Annotated in this window: 23 protein-coding genes and 1 tRNA gene; 4 read left to right on the top strand and 20 right to left on the bottom strand. The window is 71.4% G+C overall.

Annotation, left to right across the window (positions count from 1 at the left end):
* Nucleotides 1–7: 7 nt before the first annotated feature.
* Nucleotides 8–943 carry an NADP-dependent oxidoreductase gene (locus tag QU602_RS09145; protein ID WP_308799973.1) on the top strand — a complete coding sequence of 312 codons (936 nt, stop codon included), beginning with the start codon at nt 8–10 and terminating at the stop codon, nt 941–943.
* A gap of 46 nt (nt 944–989) precedes the next feature.
* Here the strand turns inward: QU602_RS09145 and QU602_RS09140 are convergent.
* A tRNA-Pro gene (locus QU602_RS09140) sits at nt 990–1,063 on the bottom strand.
* A gap of 210 nt (nt 1,064–1,273) precedes the next feature.
* Here QU602_RS09140 and QU602_RS09135 point away from each other — a divergent pair.
* Nucleotides 1,274–3,028, top strand: a complete 1,755-nt coding sequence (locus QU602_RS09135; RefSeq protein WP_308799972.1) for a pyruvate dehydrogenase — start codon at nt 1,274–1,276, stop codon at nt 3,026–3,028.
* 116 nt (nt 3,029–3,144) lie between these two features.
* On the opposite strand, the gene QU602_RS09130 is transcribed toward QU602_RS09135, so the two are convergent.
* From QU602_RS09130 to QU602_RS09120, 3 genes are all read right to left on the bottom strand, one after another.
* Nucleotides 3,145–4,830 carry an MFS transporter gene (locus tag QU602_RS09130; protein WP_308799971.1) on the bottom strand — a complete coding sequence of 562 codons (1,686 nt, stop codon included), beginning with the start codon at nt 4,828–4,830 and terminating at the stop codon, nt 3,145–3,147.
* A gap of 86 nt (nt 4,831–4,916) precedes the next feature.
* A complete protein-coding gene (locus tag QU602_RS09125; RefSeq protein WP_308799970.1) occupies nt 4,917–5,576 on the bottom strand; it encodes a hypothetical protein in 660 nt (219 codons plus the stop codon).
* Nucleotides 5,573–6,040 carry a MarR family winged helix-turn-helix transcriptional regulator gene (locus QU602_RS09120; RefSeq protein WP_308799969.1) on the bottom strand — a complete coding sequence of 156 codons (468 nt, stop codon included), beginning with the start codon at nt 6,038–6,040 and terminating at the stop codon, nt 5,573–5,575. Before QU602_RS09120 ends, QU602_RS09125 begins: the two co-directional genes overlap by 4 nt.
* Before the next feature lie 405 nt (nt 6,041–6,445).
* On the opposite strand from QU602_RS09120, the gene QU602_RS09115 reads away from it, so the two are divergent.
* Nucleotides 6,446–7,054, top strand: a complete 609-nt coding sequence (locus tag QU602_RS09115) for a GNAT family N-acetyltransferase (RefSeq protein WP_308799968.1) — start codon at nt 6,446–6,448, stop codon at nt 7,052–7,054.
* Nucleotides 7,055–7,129: 75 nt separating this feature from the next.
* Entirely contained in the window at nt 7,130–7,330 is a 201-nt protein-coding gene (locus tag QU602_RS09110) for a hypothetical protein (RefSeq protein WP_308799967.1), read from the top strand.
* On the opposite strand, the gene der is transcribed toward QU602_RS09110, so the two are convergent.
* The 16 genes from der to QU602_RS09030 all read right to left on the bottom strand — a co-directional run bounded on the left by der (nt 7,331) and on the right by QU602_RS09030 (nt 23,681).
* Nucleotides 7,331–8,866: a ribosome biogenesis GTPase Der gene (gene der / locus QU602_RS09105; RefSeq protein WP_308799965.1), complete on the bottom strand. Its 1,536-nt coding sequence runs from the start codon at nt 8,864–8,866 to the stop codon at nt 7,331–7,333.
* A 443-nt stretch (nt 8,867–9,309) separates the two neighbouring features.
* Nucleotides 9,310–10,011: a (d)CMP kinase gene (gene cmk, locus QU602_RS09100; RefSeq protein ID WP_308799963.1), complete on the bottom strand. Its 702-nt coding sequence runs from the start codon at nt 10,009–10,011 to the stop codon at nt 9,310–9,312.
* A 5-nt stretch (nt 10,012–10,016) separates the two neighbouring features.
* Nucleotides 10,017–11,099, bottom strand: a complete 1,083-nt coding sequence (locus QU602_RS09095; RefSeq protein ID WP_308799962.1) for a prephenate dehydrogenase — start codon at nt 11,097–11,099, stop codon at nt 10,017–10,019.
* 1 nt (nt 11,100) lies between these two features.
* Complete coding sequence (locus QU602_RS09090; RefSeq protein WP_308799961.1) at nt 11,101–11,904, bottom strand: pseudouridine synthase; 804 nt, start codon at nt 11,902–11,904, stop codon at nt 11,101–11,103.
* Nucleotides 11,891–12,694, bottom strand: a complete 804-nt coding sequence (gene scpB, locus QU602_RS09085; RefSeq protein WP_308799960.1) for an SMC-Scp complex subunit ScpB — start codon at nt 12,692–12,694, stop codon at nt 11,891–11,893. The genes QU602_RS09090 and scpB overlap by 14 nt, the downstream gene beginning before the upstream one ends.
* Entirely contained in the window at nt 12,684–13,526 is an 843-nt protein-coding gene (locus QU602_RS09080; RefSeq protein ID WP_308799959.1) for a segregation and condensation protein A, read from the bottom strand. The genes scpB and QU602_RS09080 overlap by 11 nt, the downstream gene beginning before the upstream one ends.
* Nucleotides 13,510–14,397 (bottom strand): ParA family protein, encoded by an 888-nt coding sequence (locus QU602_RS09075; protein ID WP_308799958.1) that lies wholly within the window; start codon nt 14,395–14,397, stop codon nt 13,510–13,512. Before QU602_RS09075 ends, QU602_RS09080 begins: the two co-directional genes overlap by 17 nt.
* Before the next feature lie 52 nt (nt 14,398–14,449).
* Nucleotides 14,450–15,409, bottom strand: a complete 960-nt coding sequence (gene xerD, locus QU602_RS09070) for a site-specific tyrosine recombinase XerD (RefSeq protein ID WP_308799957.1) — start codon at nt 15,407–15,409, stop codon at nt 14,450–14,452.
* Between the two features lie 16 nt (nt 15,410–15,425).
* Complete coding sequence (locus QU602_RS09065) at nt 15,426–16,088, bottom strand: NUDIX hydrolase (RefSeq protein ID WP_308799956.1); 663 nt, start codon at nt 16,086–16,088, stop codon at nt 15,426–15,428.
* Nucleotides 16,088–17,707, bottom strand: a complete 1,620-nt coding sequence (locus QU602_RS09060) for a CTP synthase (RefSeq protein WP_373692926.1) — start codon at nt 17,705–17,707, stop codon at nt 16,088–16,090. Before QU602_RS09060 ends, QU602_RS09065 begins: the two co-directional genes overlap by 1 nt.
* A gap of 160 nt (nt 17,708–17,867) precedes the next feature.
* Nucleotides 17,868–19,565 carry a DNA repair protein RecN gene (gene recN, locus QU602_RS09055; protein ID WP_308799955.1) on the bottom strand — a complete coding sequence of 566 codons (1,698 nt, stop codon included), beginning with the start codon at nt 19,563–19,565 and terminating at the stop codon, nt 17,868–17,870.
* Between the two features lie 42 nt (nt 19,566–19,607).
* Nucleotides 19,608–20,522 carry an NAD kinase gene (locus QU602_RS09050; protein WP_308799953.1) on the bottom strand — a complete coding sequence of 305 codons (915 nt, stop codon included), beginning with the start codon at nt 20,520–20,522 and terminating at the stop codon, nt 19,608–19,610.
* Nucleotides 20,519–21,328 (bottom strand): TlyA family RNA methyltransferase, encoded by an 810-nt coding sequence (locus tag QU602_RS09045; RefSeq protein ID WP_308799951.1) that lies wholly within the window; start codon nt 21,326–21,328, stop codon nt 20,519–20,521. Before QU602_RS09045 ends, QU602_RS09050 begins: the two co-directional genes overlap by 4 nt.
* 1 nt (nt 21,329) lies before the next feature.
* The gene (locus QU602_RS09040; RefSeq protein ID WP_308799950.1) at nt 21,330–21,563 is read right to left on the bottom strand and encodes a hypothetical protein; all 234 of its coding nucleotides are present in this window, start codon (nt 21,561–21,563) and stop codon (nt 21,330–21,332) included.
* On the bottom strand, nt 21,560–22,585 hold the full coding sequence (locus QU602_RS09035; protein ID WP_308799949.1) for an HAD-IIA family hydrolase: 1,026 nt from the start codon (nt 22,583–22,585) through the stop codon (nt 21,560–21,562). Before QU602_RS09035 ends, QU602_RS09040 begins: the two co-directional genes overlap by 4 nt.
* On the bottom strand, nt 22,560–23,681 hold the full coding sequence (locus QU602_RS09030; protein ID WP_308799948.1) for a hypothetical protein: 1,122 nt from the start codon (nt 23,679–23,681) through the stop codon (nt 22,560–22,562). Before QU602_RS09030 ends, QU602_RS09035 begins: the two co-directional genes overlap by 26 nt.

Below are 23,681 nucleotides of genomic sequence, written 5' to 3'. Positions count from 1 at the left end.
CGAGGTCATGCGGGTGCTGGAGCTGCCCGAACCACACGCCAGCGCTGGGGAGGTGCGCATCAAGGTCGCCGCAGCGCCCGTCCACCCCGCCGACATCAACATCCGCTCGGGGATCTCCGCGAAGTACAGCCCCGAGACCAACCCCGTCTCTGACGTCTACGTCGTGGGGTGGGAAGTGGCCGGCACGATCGACGAGATCGGCGAGGGAGTCCGCCCCGAGCTCACTGTTGGAACCGAGGTGGTCGCGATCACCGAGCCCATCAAGAACCTCGGCGGGCAGGCGGAGTACGTTCTGGTTCCCGCAGAGTCCGTGGTGCCCGCGCCGAAGGGCATCGACCTGACGACGGCCTCGACCCTGCTGATGGCGTCTCTCACTGCGCGGATGGCCGTGGATGCGCTGGCTCTCTCCCCGGGCGCGACGGTCGCGGTGACCGGCTCTGCTGGCGGGATCGGCGGGTACGCCATCCAGCTCGCCAAGGCAGCCGGGCTGACGGTTATCGCCGACGCGGAAGACAAGGACCGCGACCTCGTCGCGAGCTTCGGCCCGGACATCGTTCTCCCTCGAGGAGGCGGGTTCGCTGCCGGCGTGCGCGAGCTGTACCCCGATGGCGTGGCCGGTGCCATCGATGCCGGATCCGTCGGCGACGCCGTCGCTGCAGCAGTGCGCGATGGTGGATCGATCTCGGCCGTGAAGGGCTTCACCGGTGACACCGCCCGCGGCGTACGCTGGGTCCCCGTCTTCGTCTACGACCAGATGCGAAACACCGCGGCCCTCACCCGACTGCGCGACCTCGCTGAGTTCGGTGTGCTCACTCCCCGTGTAGCCGGGACCTTCCCGCCCGAGCACGTCGCCGAAGCCCATCGGCTCATCGAGGAAGGCGGAGTACGAGGACGTCCCGTGCTGGTCTTCGAGAAGCACTCGAATTCGAGGTACACCCGCTGAATACGACAGTGCCCAGGTGAGAAGCCTTCTCTCACCTGGGCAAATGTCGGGCTGACAGGATTTGAACCTGCGACCCCTTGACCCCCAGTCAAGTGCGCTACCAAGCTGCGCCACAGCCCGATGCCTCAGACGGAACCCGTCGAAGACAACTTGACCATCATAGCGGCATCCGGAAGCGTGCTCGTGCACACGCGCGCCCGAGGCATCCGCACCCCGAAGCATCCGCCCGCGCTCACCGCCACCCCTCGACCGCGCCGCCCATCCGCGCGAGACTGGGGCGATCCGCATGCCAACGCACGAGCCATCCGCATGCCAACGCAAGGGGGAACCGTGGCCCGCACCATCGCCGACCAGCTCGTCGCCCAGCTCATCGACGCGGGCGTCGATCACATCTACGGAATCGTCGGGGACTCGCTGAACCCGATCGTCGACGCGGTCCGCCGCAGCGGCGGCAAGGCCAACGGCGGCATCGACTGGATCCATGTCAGGCACGAGGAGGCGGCGGCGTTCATGGCCGCCGCCGAGGCGCAGCTCACGGGCAAGCTCGCGGTGTGCGCGGGCAGCTGCGGGCCCGGCAACCTGCACCTCATCAACGGCCTGTTCGACGCGCACCGGTCGAAGGCCCCGGTGCTCGCGATCGCGAGCCACATCCCGAGCGCCGAGATCGGGTCGGGCTACTTCCAGGAGACGCATCCCGAGCGCCTGTTCGTCGAGTGCTCGAACTACTGCGAGCAGATCGCGACCGCGACGCAGTCCCCGCGCGTCGTGAACTCGGCGATCCGGCACGCGACCACCGGCCCCGGCGTCTCGGTCGTCGTCATCTCGGGCGACATCGCCGAGTTCGATGCGACCGACGGATTCCCCGCGTACGTGCCGACCGCGACGCCCACGCTCGTGCCCGCCGAGACCGACGTGCGCGCCCTCGCCGACGCGATCAACGCCGCCAAGAACGTCGCGATCTTCGCCGGCGCCGGCGTGGAAGGCGCGCACGACGCCGTGATCGCGTTCGCCGAGCACGTGAAAGCCCCCATCGGTCACTCGCTGCGCGGCAAGCAGTGGATCCAGTACGACAACCCGTACGACATCGGCATGACGGGCCTGCTCGGCTACGGTGCGGCGCACGCGGGCATCCACGACGCCGACCTGCTGCTCCTGCTCGGCACCGACTTCCCCTACGAGCAGTTCCTGCCCGACGCGGGCAAGGTCGTCATCGGCCAGATCGACACGGATGCCTCGCACCTCGGCCGTCGCGTCAGCGTCGCGCATCCCGTGCACGGCGACGTGCGTGCGACGCTCCTGATGCTCACCGGGCTCGTGAAGCCGAAGAAGAGCCGCACCTTCCTCGACCGCATGCTGAAGAAGCACGAGAAGCTCCTCGGCTCCGTGGTCGGCACGTACACCGACGTCGACACCGTGAAGCCGATCCATCCCGAGTATGCGATCTCGGTCATCGACGATGCGACCGCGGCCGATGCGATCTTCACCGCGGACACCGGCATGGGCAATGTGTGGCAGGCCCGCTACGTGACGCCCGGGCCCGACCGGCGCATCATCGGATCGTTCATCCACGGCTCGATGGCCAACGCGCTCCCCCACGCGATCGGCGCACAAGTCGCCTACCCCGGCCGGCAGGTCGTCGCGATCGCGGGCGACGGCGGGCTGTCCATGCTGCTCGGCGAGCTCATCACGGCGGCGGCGTACCGGTTGCCCGTCAAGGTGTTCGTCTTCAACAACTCGACGCTCGGGCTCGTGAAGCTCGAGATGCTCGTGAACGGCTTCCCCGACTTCGGGGTCGACGTGCCCGGCGTCGACTACGCGGGCATCGCGACGGCGATCGGCTTCCATGCCGTGCGGGTCGAGGATCCGAAACTGCTGCAAGCGTCGGTCGCGAACGCCCTCGCGCACGACGGCCCCGCGCTCGTGGACATCGTCACGGACTCGCGTGCGCTCTCGCTGCCGCCGGCGATCACCGGCGAGCAGGTCAAGGGGTTCGCGCTCGCGATGTCGAAGATCGTGCTGACCGGCGGCGGCGCCGAAGCGGTCGCGATGGCGCGCTCGAACATCCGGCACCTGCCCGGGCTCTGACGGAGCGGCGCGGCCGCCGGCCGCGCGGCACCTCGACCGTGCGGCGCGGCCGCACCGTGCGGCGCGGACGCACCGTGCCGCGCGGCCGCCGGCCGCGCGGCGGTTCGCCGCCTGGCTCAGGCCTTCGAGCCGGTCGTCGCCTCCCCCGTCGCCACACTCTCGGGGACCTCACCGGGCCGGAACCGCGGCAGCCGGCTCGCGGGCACGACCGCGAGCGCGCTCACGCCCGCGAGGATGAACAGCCCGAGCTTCAGCGCGCCGAGGCGGGCTTCCTCGTTGAGCGCGACGGCCGCGTCGACCTGAGCCGGCGTCGCATCGGTCTCCGACAGCACCTCTTCCAACCGGTCGTTGCTCACGAAGTTCACGCTGTCGAGATCGACCTGCGAGACGAGCTCGGGCGGCAACTCGGGGTGTTCCACGAGCGACGAGGCGACGTTGACGCCCAGGATGCCGACGAGCAGCGCGCCCGCGACCGCGGTGCCTACCGCTGAGGCGAGGTTCTGGGTCGTCCCCCGCACCGAACCCACATCACCCGCGAGCTGCTTCGGCGACGCGGTCACGAGCACGTTGAAGACGAGCGTCACCAGCGCACCCTGGCCCACCCCGAACACGAACAGGCCGAGGATCGTCGGCAGCGTCTCCCAGTTGTTCGTGACGACGAACGCGAGCCAGATCAGCGCGATCGTCGTGAGACCGAACGAGAACATGCCGATGGTGCGTGGTGAGAACCGCCGGTAGAAGCGCACGACGATCATCGCGGTGAAGAACACGGTGAGGTTGAACGGCAGCATCGCGAGCGACGTGTCGAACGGCGTGCGGCCCTGCACGATCTGGATGTACAGCGGGATCGTGAAGTTGAGCGCCGCCTCGAGCGCGACGACCACGAACATCGCGTACACGGCGGCCCGCTCCCGCGACGATCCGAACACCGACAGGCTCACGAGCGGTACCCGGCCCGCCTTCGTGCGGCGCCGGGTCCACAGGAAGAACAGCTGCACCAGGATGAGCCCGATGACGATCAGCAGCGGCGCGGGCGACAGCCCGAGAACGTCGAACGGCGCGTCGGCCCGCGCGGCGACGATCCCCCAGGCGTTCAGGTTGTTGACGCCGAGCGTCAGCGAGACGATACCGAGCCCGATGAGCACCGCGGCGACCACATCGATCTTGACCGCGGGATTCCCCGGCAAGCCCCGCAGCTTGAAGCTCAAGACGAACACCGCGACGGCGAGCACGAGCACGACGATGAACACCTGCCGCCACCCGACGAGCGTCGCGAGGGTGCCGCCGATCAGGAAGGCGCTCACGCCCGCGAGGGCGCGGGCCGAGCCCAGGGATCCGATCGCCGTCTCCTGCTGCCCGCCGCGATAGTTCTCCGCGATGAGCGCGACGAGCGATGGCACGATGATGGCGGCGGATGCTCCGGCCAGCGCCTGCGCGAGGATCACCCAGCCGACGCCGGGCGCGAAGATCATGAGCAGCGCCGACGCGGCGAACAGTGCGACCACGACGCGGAACACGATGACCCAGCCGACCCGCTGCCCGATCTTCGCGCCGACCATCACGAGCGCCGCGACCACGAGCCCGTAGGTGACGATCGCGGTGCTGACGTCGGTCGGCGGCACGCCGAAGGTCTCGACCATGCCGCCGAGCGAGACGGGCAGCGCCGACACGTTGTACGACATGAGGATCTGCGCGAGGAACAGCCCGATCATCGGGACCCACGACGACCGGGCGACGGCGTTCGGACCGGTCGATCCGGCGGCTGAGGCGGATGCGGCGGATGCGGCGGCATCTGTGGTCATGCGAGGGCCCCTCCCCGAGGACGCCGCGTTGACGCGGCGATGAGATCACTCTCGCGCACGTCCTCCCCCGAGATCCACCCTCGGGCTCAGATCTGCTCGCGCACCGCCGCCATGAGCCCCTTCGGGTCGTCGGTCCAGAGCCGCACGTGCGTGACCTCGTGGACGCCGCCCTTCGGCGGCAGTCCGGGCAGGCGCACGGCCGTCGGTCGCTCCAGCTCGATCTCGATGTTGGTCTCATCCTGCATGCGCAGCGACAGCGTCCGCGAGGCATCCGTCTCGGTGATCCGCGGCGACTTCGGTTCATCGACCCGCCGGTCGATCGCGACCGATGCGATGTCCTCCCACGCCAGCGGCACGTCGAGCTCGAGCCCCTCACGCACCCGCATGCCGTCGGGCCCGACCGTGTGCGGTCGCACCAGATACGCGGCCAGGAGGCCCACCATCCAGGTGAGTCCCCAGATGCCGAGCACGAGCAGCGGGATGCGCACGAACGGCCACTGATGCACGATCAGGTCGATGATCGGGATCTCGACGGCAGAGAGCACGATGAAGATCACGAGGATGGTCAGCACCGGCTTGTGGTACGAAAACCCTGTGGCGCCGGCCGGGAGCGCCGGCCGGCGGGCGACGAGTCGCCCGATGCTCGCATAGATGCGCAGCTCCACGAGCAGTGCGCGCTTCGCGAAGCTCCGCACACGAGCCCAGACGGATGCCTCGCGCTGCGCGCCCACCGCCGCCCCGGTCATGAGTCCGCGCGCGCTTCCTCGCGCCGGCGTGCCTCGTCGGCGGCGACGAGTTCGGCGAGCCGCTCGGCGATCGCGGTGACCCCCCGCTCGACCGCGGCCCGGTCCTCGGGTGCGACGGCCTCGAGCAGCGTGGCCGAGAGCTCCTCGTGGTCGAGCTGCATCTCGTGCATGGTGTCCTCGGCCGTGGCGGTGAGCGCGACGAAGATCGACCGGCGATCGGTGGGGTGCGGCGAACGCCGCACATACCCGCCCGCTTCGAGCACGTCCACGAGCGTGGTGACATGGCGCGGGCTCACGCCGAGGCGCGCCGCGAGCTCGTGCTGCGCGCACGACCCGCCGCGCGCGAGTTCCCAGAGCACCTGCACGCGTTGGGGCGTCAGCGGCGAGCCTGCGAAGTGCGTCGCCATGTCGCGCTCGAACAGCTCGCCGATCTGCAGCAACCGGTCCAGCACCGTGACATCCATATCGTGAGCATACAACATTGTGAACAGCGTTCACGATCTCACCGTTCCGCCGCCCGCACCCGAGCCGCCGGGGCCCACCCGGGCCCACCCAGGCCCACCCAGGCCCACCCAGGCCCACCCGGGCCCACCCAGGCCCACCCGGTGCCACCCAGTCCCATCCACGCCCACCCAGTCCCACCCGATCCCCACCCAAGCCCACCCACGCCCGCCCGAGCCCACCCACGCCCATCGAGTTCGCCGAGTGATGTCGAAACGCCTCGAGTGAGGACGTTCTGCCCCGCGTCTTCGCCCGTTTCGTCATCACTCGGCGGGGATACGCGGGAACCCGAGGAGGCGGGAACGCGGGAACGCGAGAACACGAGAACACGGAACGCGAGAACACGGGTACGCGCCTACGCTGTCGTCATGTCACACACCCTGCGCATCGTCCCGGCGAGCGACGCGCCGCTCGCCGACGTCGAGACGGTGTTCGGCACGCGGGGCGACGCGGCGCACTGCTGGTGTCAGTGGTTCAAGATCCCGGCGCGCGATTGGCGGGGCGTCGACGAGGATGCGCTGCACGATCGGCTCGCCGGCCAGCTCGCCGCTCCCGCCCCCGGCCCGGGACTCCTCGCCTACGACGACGACACCCCGGCCGGCTGGTGTGCGATCGAGCCGCGCCCCGGCCTCACCCGACTGCGCCGCAGCAGCATCGTCACGACCGGCACCGAGCAGCCCGACCTCGACGACGAAGCGGTATGGGCGCTCTCCTGCTTCGTCATCCCGCCCGAGCACCGGGGCCGCGGCATCGCGACCGAGCTCGCGCACGCCGCGGTCGGCTTCGCAGCGCAGCATGGCGCGCGAGTCGTGGAGGCCTACGCGGTCGACGCCGCCGCCCGCCGTCACGTCAGCGCCGCCGAGCTCTATCACGGCACCATCGCCATGTTCGCGGCCGCCGGCTTCACCGAGATCGCCCGGCCGACGCCGAGCCGCGTCGTCATGCAACACGCGCTTCGTCAGCCGCACGCATACTGATATACTTTATGGGTCAGCTGCCAACGAGGCCACCCCTCCGACGCACCAGCACTGCTCCAGATCGGATGGCCGAAGATGTCCACCACGTTCTCACCGGCATACCCGCCGGGCTGCATCGTCACGACCGCGAGCGGCCGCTACCTGGTCGCCCCGCACGAAGCCGACGTGCCGGCGGGCTACCTGCTCGCCCGCCGCGCCGAACGGCCGATGACCCGCGCGCGGCCGATCCGAATGCAGGACATCATCGAGAGCCCCCTGGGCGCCCGGATCTCGTGATCAGCGCCGCTGCCGGCGCTCCCTCACCCGCATGTTCAGCACGATCGGGCTGCCCGCGAACCCGTAGATCTCGCGGAGCCGCCGCTGGATGAACCGGCGGTAGCCCGGGTCGAGGAACCCGGTCGTGAACAGCACGAACGTCGGCGGTCGGGTCGAGGCCTGGGTGCCGAACAGGATGCGCGGCTGCTTGCCACCGCGGACCGGGTGCGGATGCTCCTGCGTGAGCTCCGTGAGGAACGCGTTGAACTTGCCCGTCGGAATGCGCGTGTCCCACGAGTCCAGCGCGGTCTCGAGTGCGGGCACGAGCTTCTCGAGGTGCCGGCCGGTGCGCGCGGAGATGTTCACCCGCGGCGCCCACGCCACATGGTGCAGGTCCTGCTCGATCTCGCGCTCGAGATACCTGCGGCGTTCGTCGTCGAGCAGGTCCCACTTGTTGTAGGCGATGACGAGCGCACGGCCGGACTCGAGCACGAGGTCGATGATCCGCACGTCCTGTTCGGAGATCGGCTCGGTCACGTCGATGATCACGACCGCGACCTCGGCCTTCTCGAGCGCGGCCTGCGTGCGCAGGGTCGCGTAGAAGTCGGCGCCGTGCTGCAGGTGCACGCGCCGCCGGATGCCCGCGGTGTCCACGAAGCGCCACACCCGGCCGCCGAGCTCGATCTGCTCGTCCACGGGGTCGCGCGTGGTTCCCGCGAGCTCGTTGACGACCACGCGCTCCTCGCGGGCCGCCTTGTTCAGCAGCGAGCTCTTGCCGACGTTCGGGCGCCCGAGAATGGCCACGCGGCGCGGTCCGCCGATCTCCTGCTTGGCCACCGCCGAGACCTCGGGCAGCACCTTGAACACCTCGTCGAGCAGATCGGCCACGCCGCGGCCGTGCAGCGCCGAGACGGGGTGCGGCTCGCCCAGGCCGAGGTTCCACAGCGCGGCCGCCTCGGGCTCCTGGCGCGCGTCGTCGACCTTGTTCGCGACGAGGAACACGGGCTTCTTCGTCTTGCGGAGCAGCCGCACGACGTGCTCGTCGGTCGACGTCGCGCCGACCGTGGCGTCCACGACGAAGAGCACCACGTCGGACAGGTCGATCGCGACCTCGGCCTGCGCGGCCACCGATGCGTCGATGCCTCTCGCGTCGGGCTCCCACCCGCCCGTGTCGACGAGCGTGAAGCGGCGATCCAGCCACTCGCCCTTGTACGACACCCGGTCGCGGGTGACGCCCGGGGTGTCCTCGACGACCGCCTCGCGGCGGCCGAGGATCCGGTTCACGAGCGCGGACTTGCCCACGTTCGGCCGGCCGACGATCGCGATGACAGGCAGCGCGGGCAGATAGGTGATGCCCTCCTCGCCCTCCTCCGAGAGCTCGAGCAGGCCGAGGTCCTCGTCGTCGAGCTCGTAGTCCTCGAGTCCGCTGCGGAGCGCGGCGGCCCGCTGCTCGGCGAGTTCGTCGTCGACGTCGGCGAGCCGCTCGGCGAGCTGATCGCCGTCGGTCTCGTATTCGGCGGCGTCGTCGTCGCGGACGGTCTCGTCGCGGTCGGTCATCGTGTCTCCTCAATCCGAAGGCGGGCGCGCGGTCAGGGCCGCGGCGCACACGCCGGGTCTATTCAATCAGGCGTCGGTCACCGCTCGCGGCGCGCGTGCTCAGGAATGTCCGCGCGCAGCGCCGCGTGTCGCCCGCGCCGGGGCGGCGTGTCGCCGCATCGTTCCTGAGCAACGATGCGGCGGACGGGTAGTGCGTCGAGCGACCCGATACGGGCGCAAGGGCGGATGCCCCGGCCCACCTCCCGCCGTCCGCATCCCTTGCTCAGGATGATCTCCGCGACGGCCGGCGTGTCGCCATGCTTGGCGCGGCGTGTCACCGCGTCGTTCCTGAGCAAGGAGTCGCTGCGGTCGGTGGGCGCGCGGATGCCCCGGACACACGGATGCCCCGGACACACGGATGCCCCGGACACGCGGATGCCCCGGCGGACGCCAGGCTGCCGTGCTCAGTCCGCGGTCGTGTGCCCGATCGCGTGCACCGCGTCGATCACGGCGATGACCGCGTCGACGGTCGCGTCGAAGTCGAGGTCGGTCGAGTCCACGGTGGTGACGCCCTCGGCGGCCGTCATGAAGTCGACGACCTTCGAGTCGGCCCGGTCGCGGGCACGCAGCTGCTCGCCGGTCGCCACGGCGTCCTGATCGTCGAGCTCGGCGGCGCGACGGGACATCCGCACCGTCTCGCTCGCCGTGAGCAGGATCCGTACCGGCGCGTCCGGCGCGACCACCGTGGTGATGTCGCGCCCCTCGACGACGATGCCCGGTCGCAGCTCGGCGGCCATGATCGCGCGGAAGAGTTCGATGAGGTGCCGGCGCACCTCGGGGACTCGTGCGACGCGGCTCACGATGCCCGAGATGTGCGGCTCGCGGATCGCGTGGGTGACGTCGGTCTCGCCGACGCGCACGTGGTACCCGGCGGGATCGGTGCCGATGCGGTACGCGAAGCTCTCGAGACACGAGATGACGGATGCCTCGTCGTCGACCCCGACGCCCGATGCCTCGACGTGCCAGGCGAACGCGCGGTACGCGGCGCCCGTGTCGAGGAAGCCCCAGTCGAGACGGCGGGCGACGGCCTTCGACACGCTCGACTTGCCGCTCCCGGCGGGTCCGTCGACGGCCACCACGAAGGGGAACACCACGGGCGACTCCATGCTCATCATCCTGCGATCCGCCAGCCACGGTCGGCCAGCTCGTTGGTCAGTCGTTCGGCCGCCTCGGGCAGCACCTGGATCTCGGCGAGCCCCACCTGCCGGCCAGGCGAGTGCTCGAGCCGGAGGTCTTCGAGGTTCACGCCGATCTCGCCGATCTCGGCGAGCAGTCGCGCGAGCTGCCCCGGCCGGTCGTCGACCATGACCACGACGGTCGTGAACCGCTTGTCGGTGCCGTGTTTGCCCGGCAGTCGCTCGACGCCCGTGTTGCCACCGGTCAGCTCCTCCGCGACCCGCCGGCGTGCACCCGGTGCGGCGGGCGCTGCGAGCGCGTCGATGAACCGGTCCAGGTCGTCGCGGTAGGCGATCAGGATGTCTCGGACGGGCTCGGCGTTCGCGCCGAGGATCTGCACCCAGAGGTCGGGGTCGCTCGCCGCGATGCGGGTGACGTCGCGGACGCCCTGCCCGGCGAGCCCGAGCGCGGCGTTCGGGGCGTCGAGGAATCGCCGGGCCATGAGGCTCGAGACCACCTGCGGCACGTGCGAGATGAGCGCGACGCCGCGGTCGTGCTCGTCGGGCGTCATCTCGACGAGCGTGGCGCCGAGGTCGAGGATGAGGTCGTCGACCGCGCTCGCGCGCTGGTAGCTGATCGCGTCGTGCGCCGCGACCACCCACGGCCGGCCCGCGAACAGGTCGGCGCGTGCCTGCAGCGGCCCGCCCCGCTCGCGTCCGGCGAGCGGATGCGACCCGATGTACCTGGACACGTCGGCGCCCGCGGCCTCGAGTTCGGCGAGGATGCCGGCCTTCACGCTCGCGACGTCGGTGACGATCGCGTCCGGGAACGCGGCGAGCTCGGCGGCGACCACGCGTGCCGTGACATCCGGCGGGACGGCGACCACGACGAGCTCGGGCGCGTCACCCGGTTCGGCCGCACGGCCGGCGCCGAGATCCACCGCGATCGCGACGTGCGTCGGCGATGCGTCGTCGAGGACGACGTCGATGCCGCGCGAACGCAGCCCGAGGGCGACGCTCGTGCCGAGCAGCCCGGCGCCGACCACGCGGACGGGGCCGGTGAGGCGTGCCTCCACCATGTCAGGCCTGTCCCTTCCGCTCGGCGTCCGCGTCACGCGCGAGCGTGAGCAGCAGGCCGCGTTCCGACTTCGTCAGCTCCCGCAGCTCGCCCGAGCGCAGGGTGCCGAGGTGCAACGGGCCGAACTGGCGCCGTACGAGCTCGACGACCGGGTGCCCGACCGCATCGAACATGCGCCGCACGATCCGATTGCGTCCCGAGTGCAGGGTCACCTCGACGAGCGTGTGGCGCTCGTCGCTGCCCGATCTGAGGATCTTGCCACGGTCGATCGAGATCGGCCCGTCGTCGAGCTCGACGCCCGACTTCAGCCGCTGCAGCGTGCGCGGCTCGAACGCGCCCTTCACCTTGGCGATGTAGGTCTTCTCGACCCCGAACGACGGGTGCGCGAGCACGTGCGCGAGCTCGCCGTCGTTGGTGAGCAGCAGCAGGCCGCTCGTGTCCTGGTCGAGCCGGCCGACGTTGTACACCCGGTCCTCGAGCTCGTCGGTGAACCGCGTGAGATCGGGCCGGCCCTGCTCGTCGCGCATGGTCGACACCACGCCGCGCGGCTTGTTCAGCTTGTAGTAGCGCTTGTCGGTGTCGAGCTGCACGGCGACGCCGTCGACGCTCACCTGATCGCTCGCGGCGTCGACCCGCGAGCCGAGCTCGGTGACGATCCGCCCGTTGACCTCGATGCGGCCCTCGACGATCATCTGCTCGACGACGCGGCGGGACGCGACGCCCGCGGCCGCGAGCACCTTCTGGAGCCGTTCGCGTCCGGCGTCGTCCGGGTTCCCCGCGGAGGGCGGCGTGTCATGCGCGGTCAAGGTCGAATCCTTCCTGGCCGTCCTCGAGGAGCGGCGAGATGTGCGGCAGTTCGTCGAGCGAGTTCAGGCCGAGGTTCGTGAGCAGCAGGTCGGTGGTGCCGTACCGGATGGCACCGGTCTCGGCGTCGGTGTCGATCTCGGTGACGAGACCGCGACCCAGCAGGGTGCGCACGACCGAGTCCACGTTGACCGCACGGATCGAGGCGACCTGCGACCGCGAGATCGGCTGCTTGTAGGCGATCACGGCGAGGGTCTCGAGCGCGGCCTGCGACAGCCGGGTCGAGGTCTGCGTGAGCACGAACCCGGCGACGAGCGCGTCGTAGTCGCCGCGCACGTAGAACCGCCAGCCGCCGCCGACCTCGCGCAGCTCGAACCCGCGCCGCACCGGGCGCGCGGACGGCTCCTCGCCGGCCTCGTCGGTGCGCGGCTCCCCCGACGTGCCGGTGCCGTCGTAGTCGGCGACGAGCCGCGCGATCGCGGCCTTCACCTCGGCCACGGGCCGGGCGACGGCCGCCGCGAGCGACACCACGCCGAGCGGTTCGTCGGCGACGAACAGGATCGCCTCGAGCGCGCGGTCCAAATCGAGTCTGGGCTGACCCGGCACATCGAGCGGGGTCGCGACCGACAGCTCGGGCGTCTCGCCCGCCGCATCCGTCCCGGCCGGCGCATCCGTCTCGGCCGCCGCATCCGTCCCGGCCGCCGCATCCGTCCCGGCCGGCGCATCCGTCCCGCCCGGCGCATCCGACTGCACCTGATCCACCTGCTCCCCCGTGTCGTGCTCACTCGTCATAGTCGGCTCCCAGGCTGTCCAGTCGGTTGTCGTCCCAGTGGTCGGCGGCCCAGCGCAGCGTGAGCTCACCGAGCGGCTCGAGCTGCTCGAACCCGATGGCCGCGTGCCGGTACAGCTCGAGCACCGCGATGAAGCGCGCGACCACCACGCCCTTCAGCTCGACCCCGGCGATGAGCTGCCGGAACGTCACGGGCTCGCCACGGCGCAGCACCGCGACGACCTGCGCCGCCTGCTCGCGGATCGAGACCACGGGGGCGTGCAGATGGTCGAGCCCCACCACGGGGATCTCGCGCGGCGTGAGCGCGAGCGTGGCGAGCGCGGCGAAGTCGTCGGCGCTGAGCGTCCAGCGCAGCTCGGGTGCGCGCTGCCGGAACCGGTCCTCGAGCCGGACGCTGCGCGCGTGGCGCCGCCCCTCGGCCTCGAACTCGCCCGCGAACCACCGCGCCACCTCCTTGAAGGCGCGGTACTGCAGCAGGCGCGCGAACAGCAGGTCGCGCGCCTCGAGCAGCGCCACGTCTTCGGCGTCGACGAGCTCGCCCTGGGGCAGCAGACCCGCGACCTTGAGGTCGAGCAGCGTCGCGGCGACGACCAGGAACTCGGAGGCCTGGTCGAGCTCCTCCTCGGAGTCCAGCCCGCGCAGGTAGGAGATGAACTCGTCGGTCACCTTCGACAGCGACACCTCGGTGATGTCGAGTTCGTGCTTGGCGATGAGCGAGAGCAACAGATCGAACGGGCCCTCGAAGTTCGTCAGCGCGACCCGGAACGCCGGATCGCCGGCCGACCCCGGAGCATCCGTCTGCGTGGCGTCGACCGCGTCAGGCGACGGCGCCACGGAAGACCAGCTCCCTGGCCAGCTGCCGGTACGCCTTGGACGCCTGGTGCTCGGGCGCGAAGCTCGTGATCGGCGTCGCCGCGACGGTCGCGTCGGGGAACTTCACCGTGCGCGTGATGACCGTCTCCAGCACCTCGTCGCCGAATGCGTCGACCACCCGCTCGAGCACCTCACGGGAGTGCAGCGTGCGCGAGTCGTACATGGTCGCCAGGATGCCGTCGAGCTCGATCGCGGGGTTCAGCCGGTCGCGCACCTTGTCGATGGTCTCGATGAGCAGCGCGACGCCGCGCAGCGCGAAGAACTCGCACTCCAGCGGGATGATCACGCCGTGGCTGGCCGTGAGCGCGTTCACCGTGAGCAGGCCGAGCGAGGGCTGGCAGTCGACCAGGATCACGTCGTAGTCGGCCGAGACCCGTCGCAGCACGCTCGCGAGGATCTGCTCGCGTGCGACCTCGGTCACCAGGTGCACCTCGGCGGCCGACAGGTCGATGTTCGCCGGGATCACGTCGAGGCCCTCGACGCTCGTGTGCTGGATCGCGTCGGCCGGGTCGTGCTGCTTCGAGAGCAGCAGGTCGTAGATCGTCGGCACGTCGTGGGTCTGCACACCGAGGCCCGCCGAGAGCGCGCCCTGCGGGTCGAAGTCGATCGCGAGCACCTTGCGGCCGTACTCGGCGAGGGCGGCACCCAGGTTGATCGTGGTCGTCGTCTTGCCGACGCCGCCCTTCTGGTTGCACAGCGCGATGATGCGCGCGGGCCCGTGGGTCGCGAGCGGCTCGGGCACGGCGAACTCGCGCAGCGGCCGACCGGTCGGACCGAGCGGAGCAGCGGTCTCGCCGGTGCGTTCGCTGACGTCCTGCAGTCGATCGGTCACGTGCGGGTCATCTCCTTCAGGCGCCGGCGCTTGACCGCCGGCTCGCTCGATTCTAGCGAGCACGCGGGTGTGCGTGCGTGTACATCTCCCGGAGTGTGTCAGCTGTGACGAGCGTGTAGATCTGCGTGGTCGCGACGGACGCGTGCCCGAGCAGCTCCTGGACGACGCGGACGTCGGCCCCGCCGGCCAGCAGGTGGGTCGCGAACGAGTGCCGGAGCGTGTGGGGCGAGACGGATGCCTCGAGCCCGGCGCGCTCGGCCGCCCGCGTGATGGTCTCCCACGCCGCCTGTCGGCTGAGCCGGCCGCCGCGCGCGCCGAGGAACAGCGCGGGCGTCGCACGACCGCGCTTCGACAGCTCGGGTCGCGCCCGCACGAGATACGCGTCGAGCGCGGTCCGGGCGTAGCTGCCGACCGGCACGATGCGCTGTTTGCCGCCCTTGCCGAAGAGCCGGACGACCTCGGCGTCCACGAGATCGTCGACATTGAGGCCGATCGCCTCGGAGACCCGTGCACCGGTCGCGTACATGAGCTCGAGCAGGGCCGTGTCGCGGAGCGCGGCGGGGTCGTCGCCCACGACCGCCGCGAGGAGCGCCTCGACGTCTTCGACGGGGATCGCCTTCGGCAGCCTGAGCGGCAGCTTCGGCGGTTTCAGCTCGCGCGTGGCATCCGTCTCGGCCCGGCCCTCCTCGACGAGGAACCGGTGCAGCCCGCGCACCGCGGACAGCACGCGCGCGACCGACGAGGTCGCGAGACGCGGCTCACGCTCCGCCGTCAGGAAGCGCAGGAAGCCCTCGGCCTGCGCCTCGGTGACCGCGGCCGCGCCGCGGATGCCGCGCACGGTCAGCCACTCGCGGTAGATGGCGAGGTCGCGCGTGTACGAGGCGACGGTGTTCTTCGCGAGCCCGCGTTCGACGGCCAGGTGCCTGAGGTAGCCGTCGACGTCCGGGTCGGGCGCCGCGGAGGCGCGGGAGCGCTCCGCCTCGGTGGCCGCGGCATCCGCCCCCTCGCTCACGCCGGGCCCGCCGCGCTCACTCCGCGCCGGCGCGGGTGCCGCCGCGACCGGGGCTCCTGGTCGGCCACGGGGCGTCGGCGGCGCCGAGCGTCTGCCAGCCGCGCTCGCGCGCGGCGTGTGCCGTGAGGGTGGCGATCAGTAGCGGCGAGTTCGCAAGACGCCGGGTCAGCACCGCGTCGACGAGCTCGTCGAGCGGCACCCACGCCGTCTGCATGTCGGCCTCCTCGGCCTCGCGCGTGAACGCCTCGGGCGCGGCGCTGAGCCCGCGCGCGAGGTACACCCGGATCGACTCGTCGCTGCCGCCGGGAGAGGTCCAGAACTCGGTGAGCACGGCCCAGTCGGCAGCGACGAGGTCGGCCTCCTCGGCAAGCTCGCGCTTGGCCGCATCGAGCGGGCTCTCGCCGTCGACGTCGAGCAGACCCGCCGGGATCTCCCAATCGCGGAAGCCGATCGGGTGCCGGTACTGCTGGATCAGGAACACCCGGTCGTCGTCGTCGATCGCGAAGACGCCGACCGCACCCGGGTGGTCGACGTAGTCGCGGGTGATGCGTTCGTCGCCGTAGATGAACGTGTCGCTGCGCACATCCCAGACCCGCCCCTCGAAGACCCGCTCGCTCTCGAGGACCTCGACCGGCGCCGGGTCGTCGGCCAGCGCGGAGCCGGGTTCAGGGCGCGTCATCATGCGTTCGCGACGTCGTCGAACAGCAGGCTCGCGCGCTGGCGCTCGATCGCAGCGCCGACCAGTCCGCGGAACAGCGGGTGCGCGTCGTTCGGGCGGCTGCGCAGCTCGGGGTGCGCCTGCGTACCGATGTAGAACGGGTGCACGTCGCGGGGCAGCTCGACGAACTCGACCAGGTTTCGGTCGGGTGACAGCCCCGAGAACACGAGGCCGGCATCGGCGATCTGCTCGCGGAAGCCGTTGTTCACCTCGTACCGGTGCCGGTGCCGCTCCGAGACATCCGTCGCCTCGTAGAGGCTCGCGGCGAGCGAGCCCTCCTGCAGCCTCGCCGGGTACAGGCCGAGGCGCATGGTGCCGCCGAGGTCGCCGCCCGCGATGATCTCGACCTGCTCCTCCATGGTCGCGATGACCGGGAACTGCGTGTCGGGGTCGAACTCGCTCGACGACGCCCCTTCGAGGCCGGCGAGATTTCGCGCCGCCTCGATCACCATGCACTGCAGGCCGAGGCAGAGACCGAGCGCGGGGATGCCGTTCTCGCGCGCGAACCGCAGCGCCCCGAGCTTGCCCTCGATGCCGCGGACGCCGAACCCGCCGGGCACGCAGATGCCGTCGAGGTGGGCGAGGTGCTTCGCCGCGCCCTCGGGCGTGCGGCACTCGTCGGACGGGATCCACTCGATCTTGACCTTCGCGTCGTTCGCGAAGCCGCCCGCTCGGAGCGCCTCGGTGACCGACAGGTACGCGTCGGGCAGGTCGATGTACTTGCCGACGAGGCCGATGGTGACCTCGTGCTTGGGTTCGTGCACGACCCGCAGCAGGTCGCTCCAGCCCGACCAGTCGACGTCGGCGGCCTGCTCGTCGAGACCGAGGGCGTCGATGAGGTACGCGTCGAGGCCCTGGTCGTGCAGCATCGTCGGGATGTCGTAGATCGACGGCACGTCGACCGCGTTCACCACGGCCGCCTCGTCAACGTCGCACATGAGTGCGATCTTGCGCTTGTTGGACTCGGTGACCGGCCGGTCGCTGCGCAGCACGAGCGCGTCGGGCTGGATGCCGATCGACCGCAGTGCGGCGACCGAGTGCTGCGTGGGCTTGGTCTTCTGCTCGCCCGACGCGCCCATGAACGGCACGAGCGAGACGTGCACGAAGAACACGTTCTTGCGGCCGAGCTCGTGACGCACCTGGCGGGCCGACTCGATGAACGGCTGCGACTCGATGTCGCCCACCGTGCCGCCGATCTCGGTGATGATCACGTCGGGCTTCGGCGACTCGGAGGCCTGCAGCCGCATGCGGCGCTTGATCTCGTCGGTGATGTGCGGGATGACCTGCACGGTGTCGCCGAGGTACTCGCCGCGGCGCTCCTTCGCGATGACCGTCGAGTAGATCTGGCCCGTGGTGACGTTCGCGGCCTGCGAGAGGTTGATGTCGAGGAAGCGCTCGTAGTGCCCGATGTCGAGGTCGGTCTCGGCGCCGTCGTCGGTGACGAACACCTCGCCGTGCTGGAACGGGTTCATCGTGCCAGGGTCGACGTTCAGATACGGATCGAGCTTCTGCATGACGACCCGCAGACCGCGGGCGGTCAGCAGATTGCCGAGGCTCGCGGCCGTGAGGCCTTTGCCCAGTGAGGAGACGACTCCCCCGGTCACGAAGATGTGCTTGGTCACACCGTTGGCAAGCTCGGTGTTCGAGAGGTCTGCGCCGCGTTCATTCACCACGGGCTTCAAGTCTAAGCCACGATCCTGTGCGTCGGCCCCGACATGCCCCATACGGACTCCCCACGTGTCATGCGGCGCGGTCCGCCGCGATCTCGAGCAGCTCGCGCGCGTGCGCGAGCCCGATGTCCGAGTCGGTGAGCCCCGAGAGCAGCCGGGCCATCTCGGCCTCGCGTTCGGGGCCTTCGAGCTGTCTGACGCTCGAGGCCGTGACCTGACCGTCGGTCCCCTTGACCACGGTCAGGTGGTTGGTCGCGAAGGCCGCGACCTGCGCAAGGTGTGTCACCACGATGACCTGCGAACGTTCGGCGAGCCGGGCGAGACGCCGGCCGATCTCGATCGCCGCTGCACCGCCGACGCCCGCATCGACCTCGTCGAACACGAAGGTCGGCACCGGATCGGTGCCCGCGATCACGACCTCGATCGCGAGCATGACACGCGACAGCTCGCCACCCGAGGCGCCCCGGCCCACGGAGCGCGGCTCGGCGCCCGGATGCGGGCGCAGCAGGATCGACACGTGATCGCGGCCGTGGGCCGCGGCCTCGGCCGGCTCGACCGCGACCTGCAGCTCGGCGTCGGGCATGGCGAGCGCCGCGAGCTCCGCGGTCACCGCGCTCGCGAGCCGCGACGCGGCCTCGGTGCGCAGCTCGGTGAGGCGCGTACCCAGGCGGTCGACCTCGCGCTCGGCCTCCGCGACGGATGCCTCGAGCTGACCGATGCGCTCATCGTCGCCGTCGAGCTCGAGCAGCCGCAGCCCGCCCTGCGCCCGGAACTCCAGCACGTCGTCGAGCGTGGAGCCGTGCCGCCGGATGAGCGAGGCGAGCACCGCCCGCCGCTCCTGCACGAGCTCGAGCTCGCGCGCGCCGTCGGCGTCGAGACCGGCGACGTAGCTCGACAGCTCCGCCGCGGCGTCCGCGAGCAGGAAGCCCGCGTTCGCGAGCGCGTCGACGACGGGCCCCAGTGCGGGGTCGTGCGACGCCACACGCTCGAGGTGCCGTCGCGCGTTCTCGACGAGGACGACCGCGTCGGGGGCGTCGTCGACCGGACTCTCCGCGGAGATGAGCTCATGCGCCTGGGCGGCCGCGAGCCGCAGGTCTTCGAGGTTCGTCAGACGGTCCGAGCGCTCCTGCAGTTCGACGTCCTCGCCGGGCTGCGGGTCGGCGCCCTCCACCTCGTCGAGGGCCTCGCGCAGCTCATCGGCCTCGCGCCGTCGCGACTCGTGCGCGTCGCGGAGTCGCTCGAGCTCGTGCGCGTCGGCGCGCCAGGACTCGAACGCCGTGCGGTATGCCGCGAGCACATCGTGCAACTCACGCCCAGCGAATCGGTCGAGCGCGGCGCGCTGGGCGACCGCGGAGCGCAGCCGCTGCTGATCGGCCTGGCCGTGGACGACGACGAGCTCATCGGCGAGCTCGCCGAGCAGGCCGACGGGTGCGCTGCGGCCGCCGACCACGGCGCGGCTGCGGCCCTCGGCGGAGACCGAGCGGCCGAGCAAGAGCTCACCCGCCTCGATCTCGCCGCCGGCGTCGGCGACGCGCTCCTCGATGACCGGCTGGCCGGGCACGTACCAGCGGCCCTCGACCCACGCCTGCTTCGCGCCGGCGCGGACCGCGCCCGCGTCGGCGCGCGCGCCGAGCAGGAGGCCGAGCGCGGTGACCACCATCGTCTTGCCGGCGCCGGTCTCGCCGGTGACCGCCGTGAATCCAGGGCCGATGGGCAGGGTCGCCTCGGCGATGACGCCCAGGTCGCGGATGCCGAGCTCTTCGATCATGCTTCGCCCTCGATGCGGTGCTGCTCGCGATGCTGCGCCGCCCTAGTCACGCCCCACCGGGCCTCTCCAGCCGGCGACGGGCAGGTTGAACTTGTTCACGAGCCGGTCCGTGAACGGCGCCTCGTGCAGCCGGGCGAGGCGCACGGGCACCGGAGACTTCCGTACGATGACCCGAGCGCCCGGCGGAAGGTCGAACATGCGCCGGCCGTCGCACCACAGCACGGCGGCCGCCTCGGTTCGGTGCAGCACCTCGATCGCGAGTGACGAGTCGGGTCCGACGACGAGCGGCCTCGCGAACAGGGCGTGCGCGCTCAGCGGCACGAGCAGCAGCGCTTCGAGGCTCGGCCAGACGACGGGGCCGCCGGCCGAGAACGAGTAGGCGGTCGAGCCCGTCGGGGTCGACATCACGATGCCGTCGCAGCCGAAGGACGACAACGGTCGCCGGTCGACCTCGACGACCACCTCGAGCATGCGTTCGCGCTCGGCCTTCTCGACCGTGGCCTCGTTCAGCGCCCAGCTCTCGTACACGATGTCCTCGCCGGACTTCACCCGCACCGAGAGCGTCATTCGCTCCTCGACGGTGTACTCGCGGGAGAGCGCACGGCGCACGGTGTAGTCGAGGTCGTCGCGTTCACTCTCGGCGAGGAAGCCGACGTGCCCGAGGTTGACGCCGAGCAGCGGCACCGACTGCTCACGCACGAGTTCGGCGGCGCGCAAGATCGTGCCGTCGCCACCGAGCACGATGACGAGCTCGATGCGCGACGCGTCGATGTCTTCGAACCGCCGCACCCTGCCGTTCAGCTCGGGCACGTGGTCGTGCACGTCATCCCAGTGCTCCATGGCGATGACGGGGATCGCGCCCGCCGCGAGCAGTTGCGCGCACACCTTGCCGGTGGCTTCGAGGGCGGTCTGCCGACCGGTGTGCGCGACGACGAGGAAGTGCCGGCCTTCGGTCACGCGGGCCCTCCTCCGGTCAGCTGATCGACTCGTCCCGTCCATTCTGACGGATCCGACCCGGCTCGGGCGCGAAGGTGCGTCAGAACCTCGCGGTTGCCGTGGGCCCCGGCGATCGGCGAGGACTCCACGCCGAGGACGCCGAGTCCCAGGTCGAATGCCGCCCAGAGCACGCCCATGACCGCGTCGGCGCGCGCCGCCGGATCGCGGACGACGCCCTCGCGGACGCCGCCGCGACCGACCTCGAACTGCGGCTTCACGAGCAGCACCAGGTCGGCGTCGGGGGCCGCGGTCGCCGTGAGCGCCGGCAGCACGGTCGTGAGCGAGATGAACGACAGATCGGCCGTGACCAGGGTGGGCCGCTCGTCGACGCCCGTCAGCCGTGCCAGCTCGGCGGCGTCGAGGTGGCGCACGTTGCACCCTTCGACCACGATGAGCCCGGGCGCGCCGCGCAGCTCGGCGGCCAGCTGATCGTGGCCGACATCGACGGCGAGCACGGTGCGCGCGCCGCGCTCGAGCAGCACCTGGCTGAACCCGCCGGTCGACGCACCCGCGTCGAGCGCCACCCGGCCTGCGGGATCGACAGCGAACGCGTCGAGCGCGGCGATGAGCTTGTGCGCGGCCCGGCTCACGTACTGATCAGCCTCGGCGACCACGATCTGCTCGCCGGGCGTCACCCTGTGGGACGGCTTCACGACCGGACGGCCGGCGACGCTCACAGCCCCGGAGGCGATGAGCGCCGCCGCATGTGTGCGGGAGCGCGCGAGGCCGAGCGCCGCCACCGCGGCGTCGAGCCGCTGATCGGCCATCTCAGGCGTCGCCGCGCGAGGGGTCGGACTGTTCGAGCTCACCACGCAGGCGGTCGGCGACCGCTTGATAGCGTGGCGCGCGCTCGACGAGCGGCAGCGCCTCGATGCCGGCCGGGTCGACCGCCTCGTGCGCCGTGACTTCCGCAGGGACCTCGGCGTCGGATGCCTCGTGCATGGCGTCAACGCTACCCGTTGCCGCCGACCCCGAGGCATCCGGAGCCGTGTCGTCGGTCACGCGTAGAGCCGCTCGGGAACCTGGAGCGAGTGGATGGCGCGACCCGAGTCCCAGATCGCGGCGCACGCGGCGCGCAGGAGGTCGAGCTCGTCGTCGCCCTCGGCCGCGATCACGACCCGTGCCCCGTCGATCCGGACCTTCGCACGACCGACGCGCACCGCACCCGCGGAGCGTTCGACGCGCGGGTACGGCTCGTGCAGGCCACGAAGGTCGCGGAGGATGAAGTCCGGTCGGCTCTGCTCGGGCGCGGCGAGGACCTGCTTCGCCCGGTCGATGCCCGTCAGCACGAGCGCCGACGTCATGCCCGCGCGTCGCGCACCGAGGATGTCGGTGTCGAGCCGGTCGCCCACGAACAGCGGATGCTCCGCACCGAAGCGCCGCCTCGCCTCGTCGAAGATCGGCGTCTCGGGCTTGCCCGCGACGACCGGGAACCGGCCGACCGCGGTGTGCACGGCCGAGACCAGGGTGCCGTTGCCCGGCGCGATGCCGCGCGCGACCGGGATCGTCCAGTCCATGTTCGTGGCGACCCACGGGATGCCCTGCTCGTTCGCGAACCCCGCGGCGTTCAGCGCGAAGGCGGCCTCGGCGAGCTGCGTCCAGCCGACCTCGGGCGCGAACCCCTGCACGACCGCCGCCGGGCTGTCATCGGCGGACCGCGTGACGCGATACCCGCGCCGTTCGAGCTCGGTGACGATCCCTTCGCCGCCGACGACGAGCACGAGCGAGCCGTCGGGGACCCGCTCGGCGAGCAGGTGCATGGCCGCCTGCGGCGACGTGACCACATCGGCCGGCACGACGTCGAGCCCGAGATCGGCCAGATGACCGGCGACGCTCACATCGCTGCGCGACGCATTGTTCGTGATGTATCCGACCGCACGGTCGCGCTTCGCGAGGTTCAGGCTCTCGACCGCGTGCGGGATCGCGTGCGCGCCCTGATAGACCACGCCGTCGAGGTCCGCGAGCACCGCGTCGGCGCCGTCGAGCGGCGCCGCACCCTCACGTCTCGTCCGGAACAGCGCCATCGGCGGTCTCCTCTTCGGCCGCAGTGTCGGCGGCGGACGTGTGCGGGTCCAGGTCCGGGTCCGGGTGAGTGTGGGTGTCCAGCTCGGGGTCGGTCTCCGCGAGGAGGGCGGCGACCTCGGGTTCGAGGGCGTCCGCGGGGTCACCCTCCTCGCGCAGGTCGGCGGCGGCCACGACCGCCTCGACCGGAGCGACCTCGGCGGCGCCCACGATGTCCTCGACACGTGCGACCTGGGAGGAGCCGAGCACATCCTCGACGCTCGCGACCGCGCGGGCCCCCACCACGTCTTCGACGCTGGCGACCTCGACGGAGCCGGCGACGTCGTCGGTGCTCACCGCGACTGTGTCAGTGTCAGCGTCGGCTTCGGCTTCGGCTTCGGCGTCGGCCTCGAAGGTCCGGTCAGCGGACTCCGGCTTGTCCGAGGCATCCGCCTCGACCGTCTCCTCAAGCTCGTAGACCTCGAAGACCTCGGTTTCCGCCGGACCGCCGAGCGCCTCCTCGGCCCGGATCGCGCGAGCCCGCCAGGCGGCCGCGTCGGTGTGCCGCCCGAGGTCCTCGAGGACCTCGGCGTAGGCCGAGAACAGCGCCGGACTGTAGCTGAACGCGCGGTCGGGGTCGAGCTGCGGGATCTCGAGCTCCGAGAGCGCCATCTCAGACTGCCCGAGGTCGAGCCGCGCCCCGGACATCGCGATCGCGAGGCCGACCTGGACTGCGGGCGCAAGCGACTCGCGGTCGACCGAGCGCCCGAGTTCGAGTGCGCGGTCGGGGCGGCCGACGCCGCGTTCGCTGTCGACCATGAGCGGCAGCTGGTCGTTGCTGCCCGAGATCCGCCGGTACGTCCGCAGCTCGCGAAGCGCGAGGGCGAAGTCGCCGGTCTCGTACGCCGTGATCGCGACGGTCTCGCGGACGACCGCGATGCGGCCGGCCCGGCGCGACGCCGCGAGCGCATGCCGGTGGGCGAGCGCGGGATCGGTCTCGAGGTACTCTGACGCGGCGACGAGGTGACGGGCCACCCAGTCTGCGTTCTCCTTGGTGAGCGTCTTCAGCTGCGCGCGCGCCCCGCGATCGAGCATCCGGGGCTCGAACTCGTCGGGCAC

This window comes from Agromyces protaetiae, from assembly GCF_030866785.1.
Classification (GTDB): Bacteria; Actinomycetota; Actinomycetes; order Actinomycetales; family Microbacteriaceae; genus Agromyces; species Agromyces silvae.
Note: the sequence above shows the minus strand (reverse complement) of the source record. Positions and strands in the feature narration are given on the sequence as shown.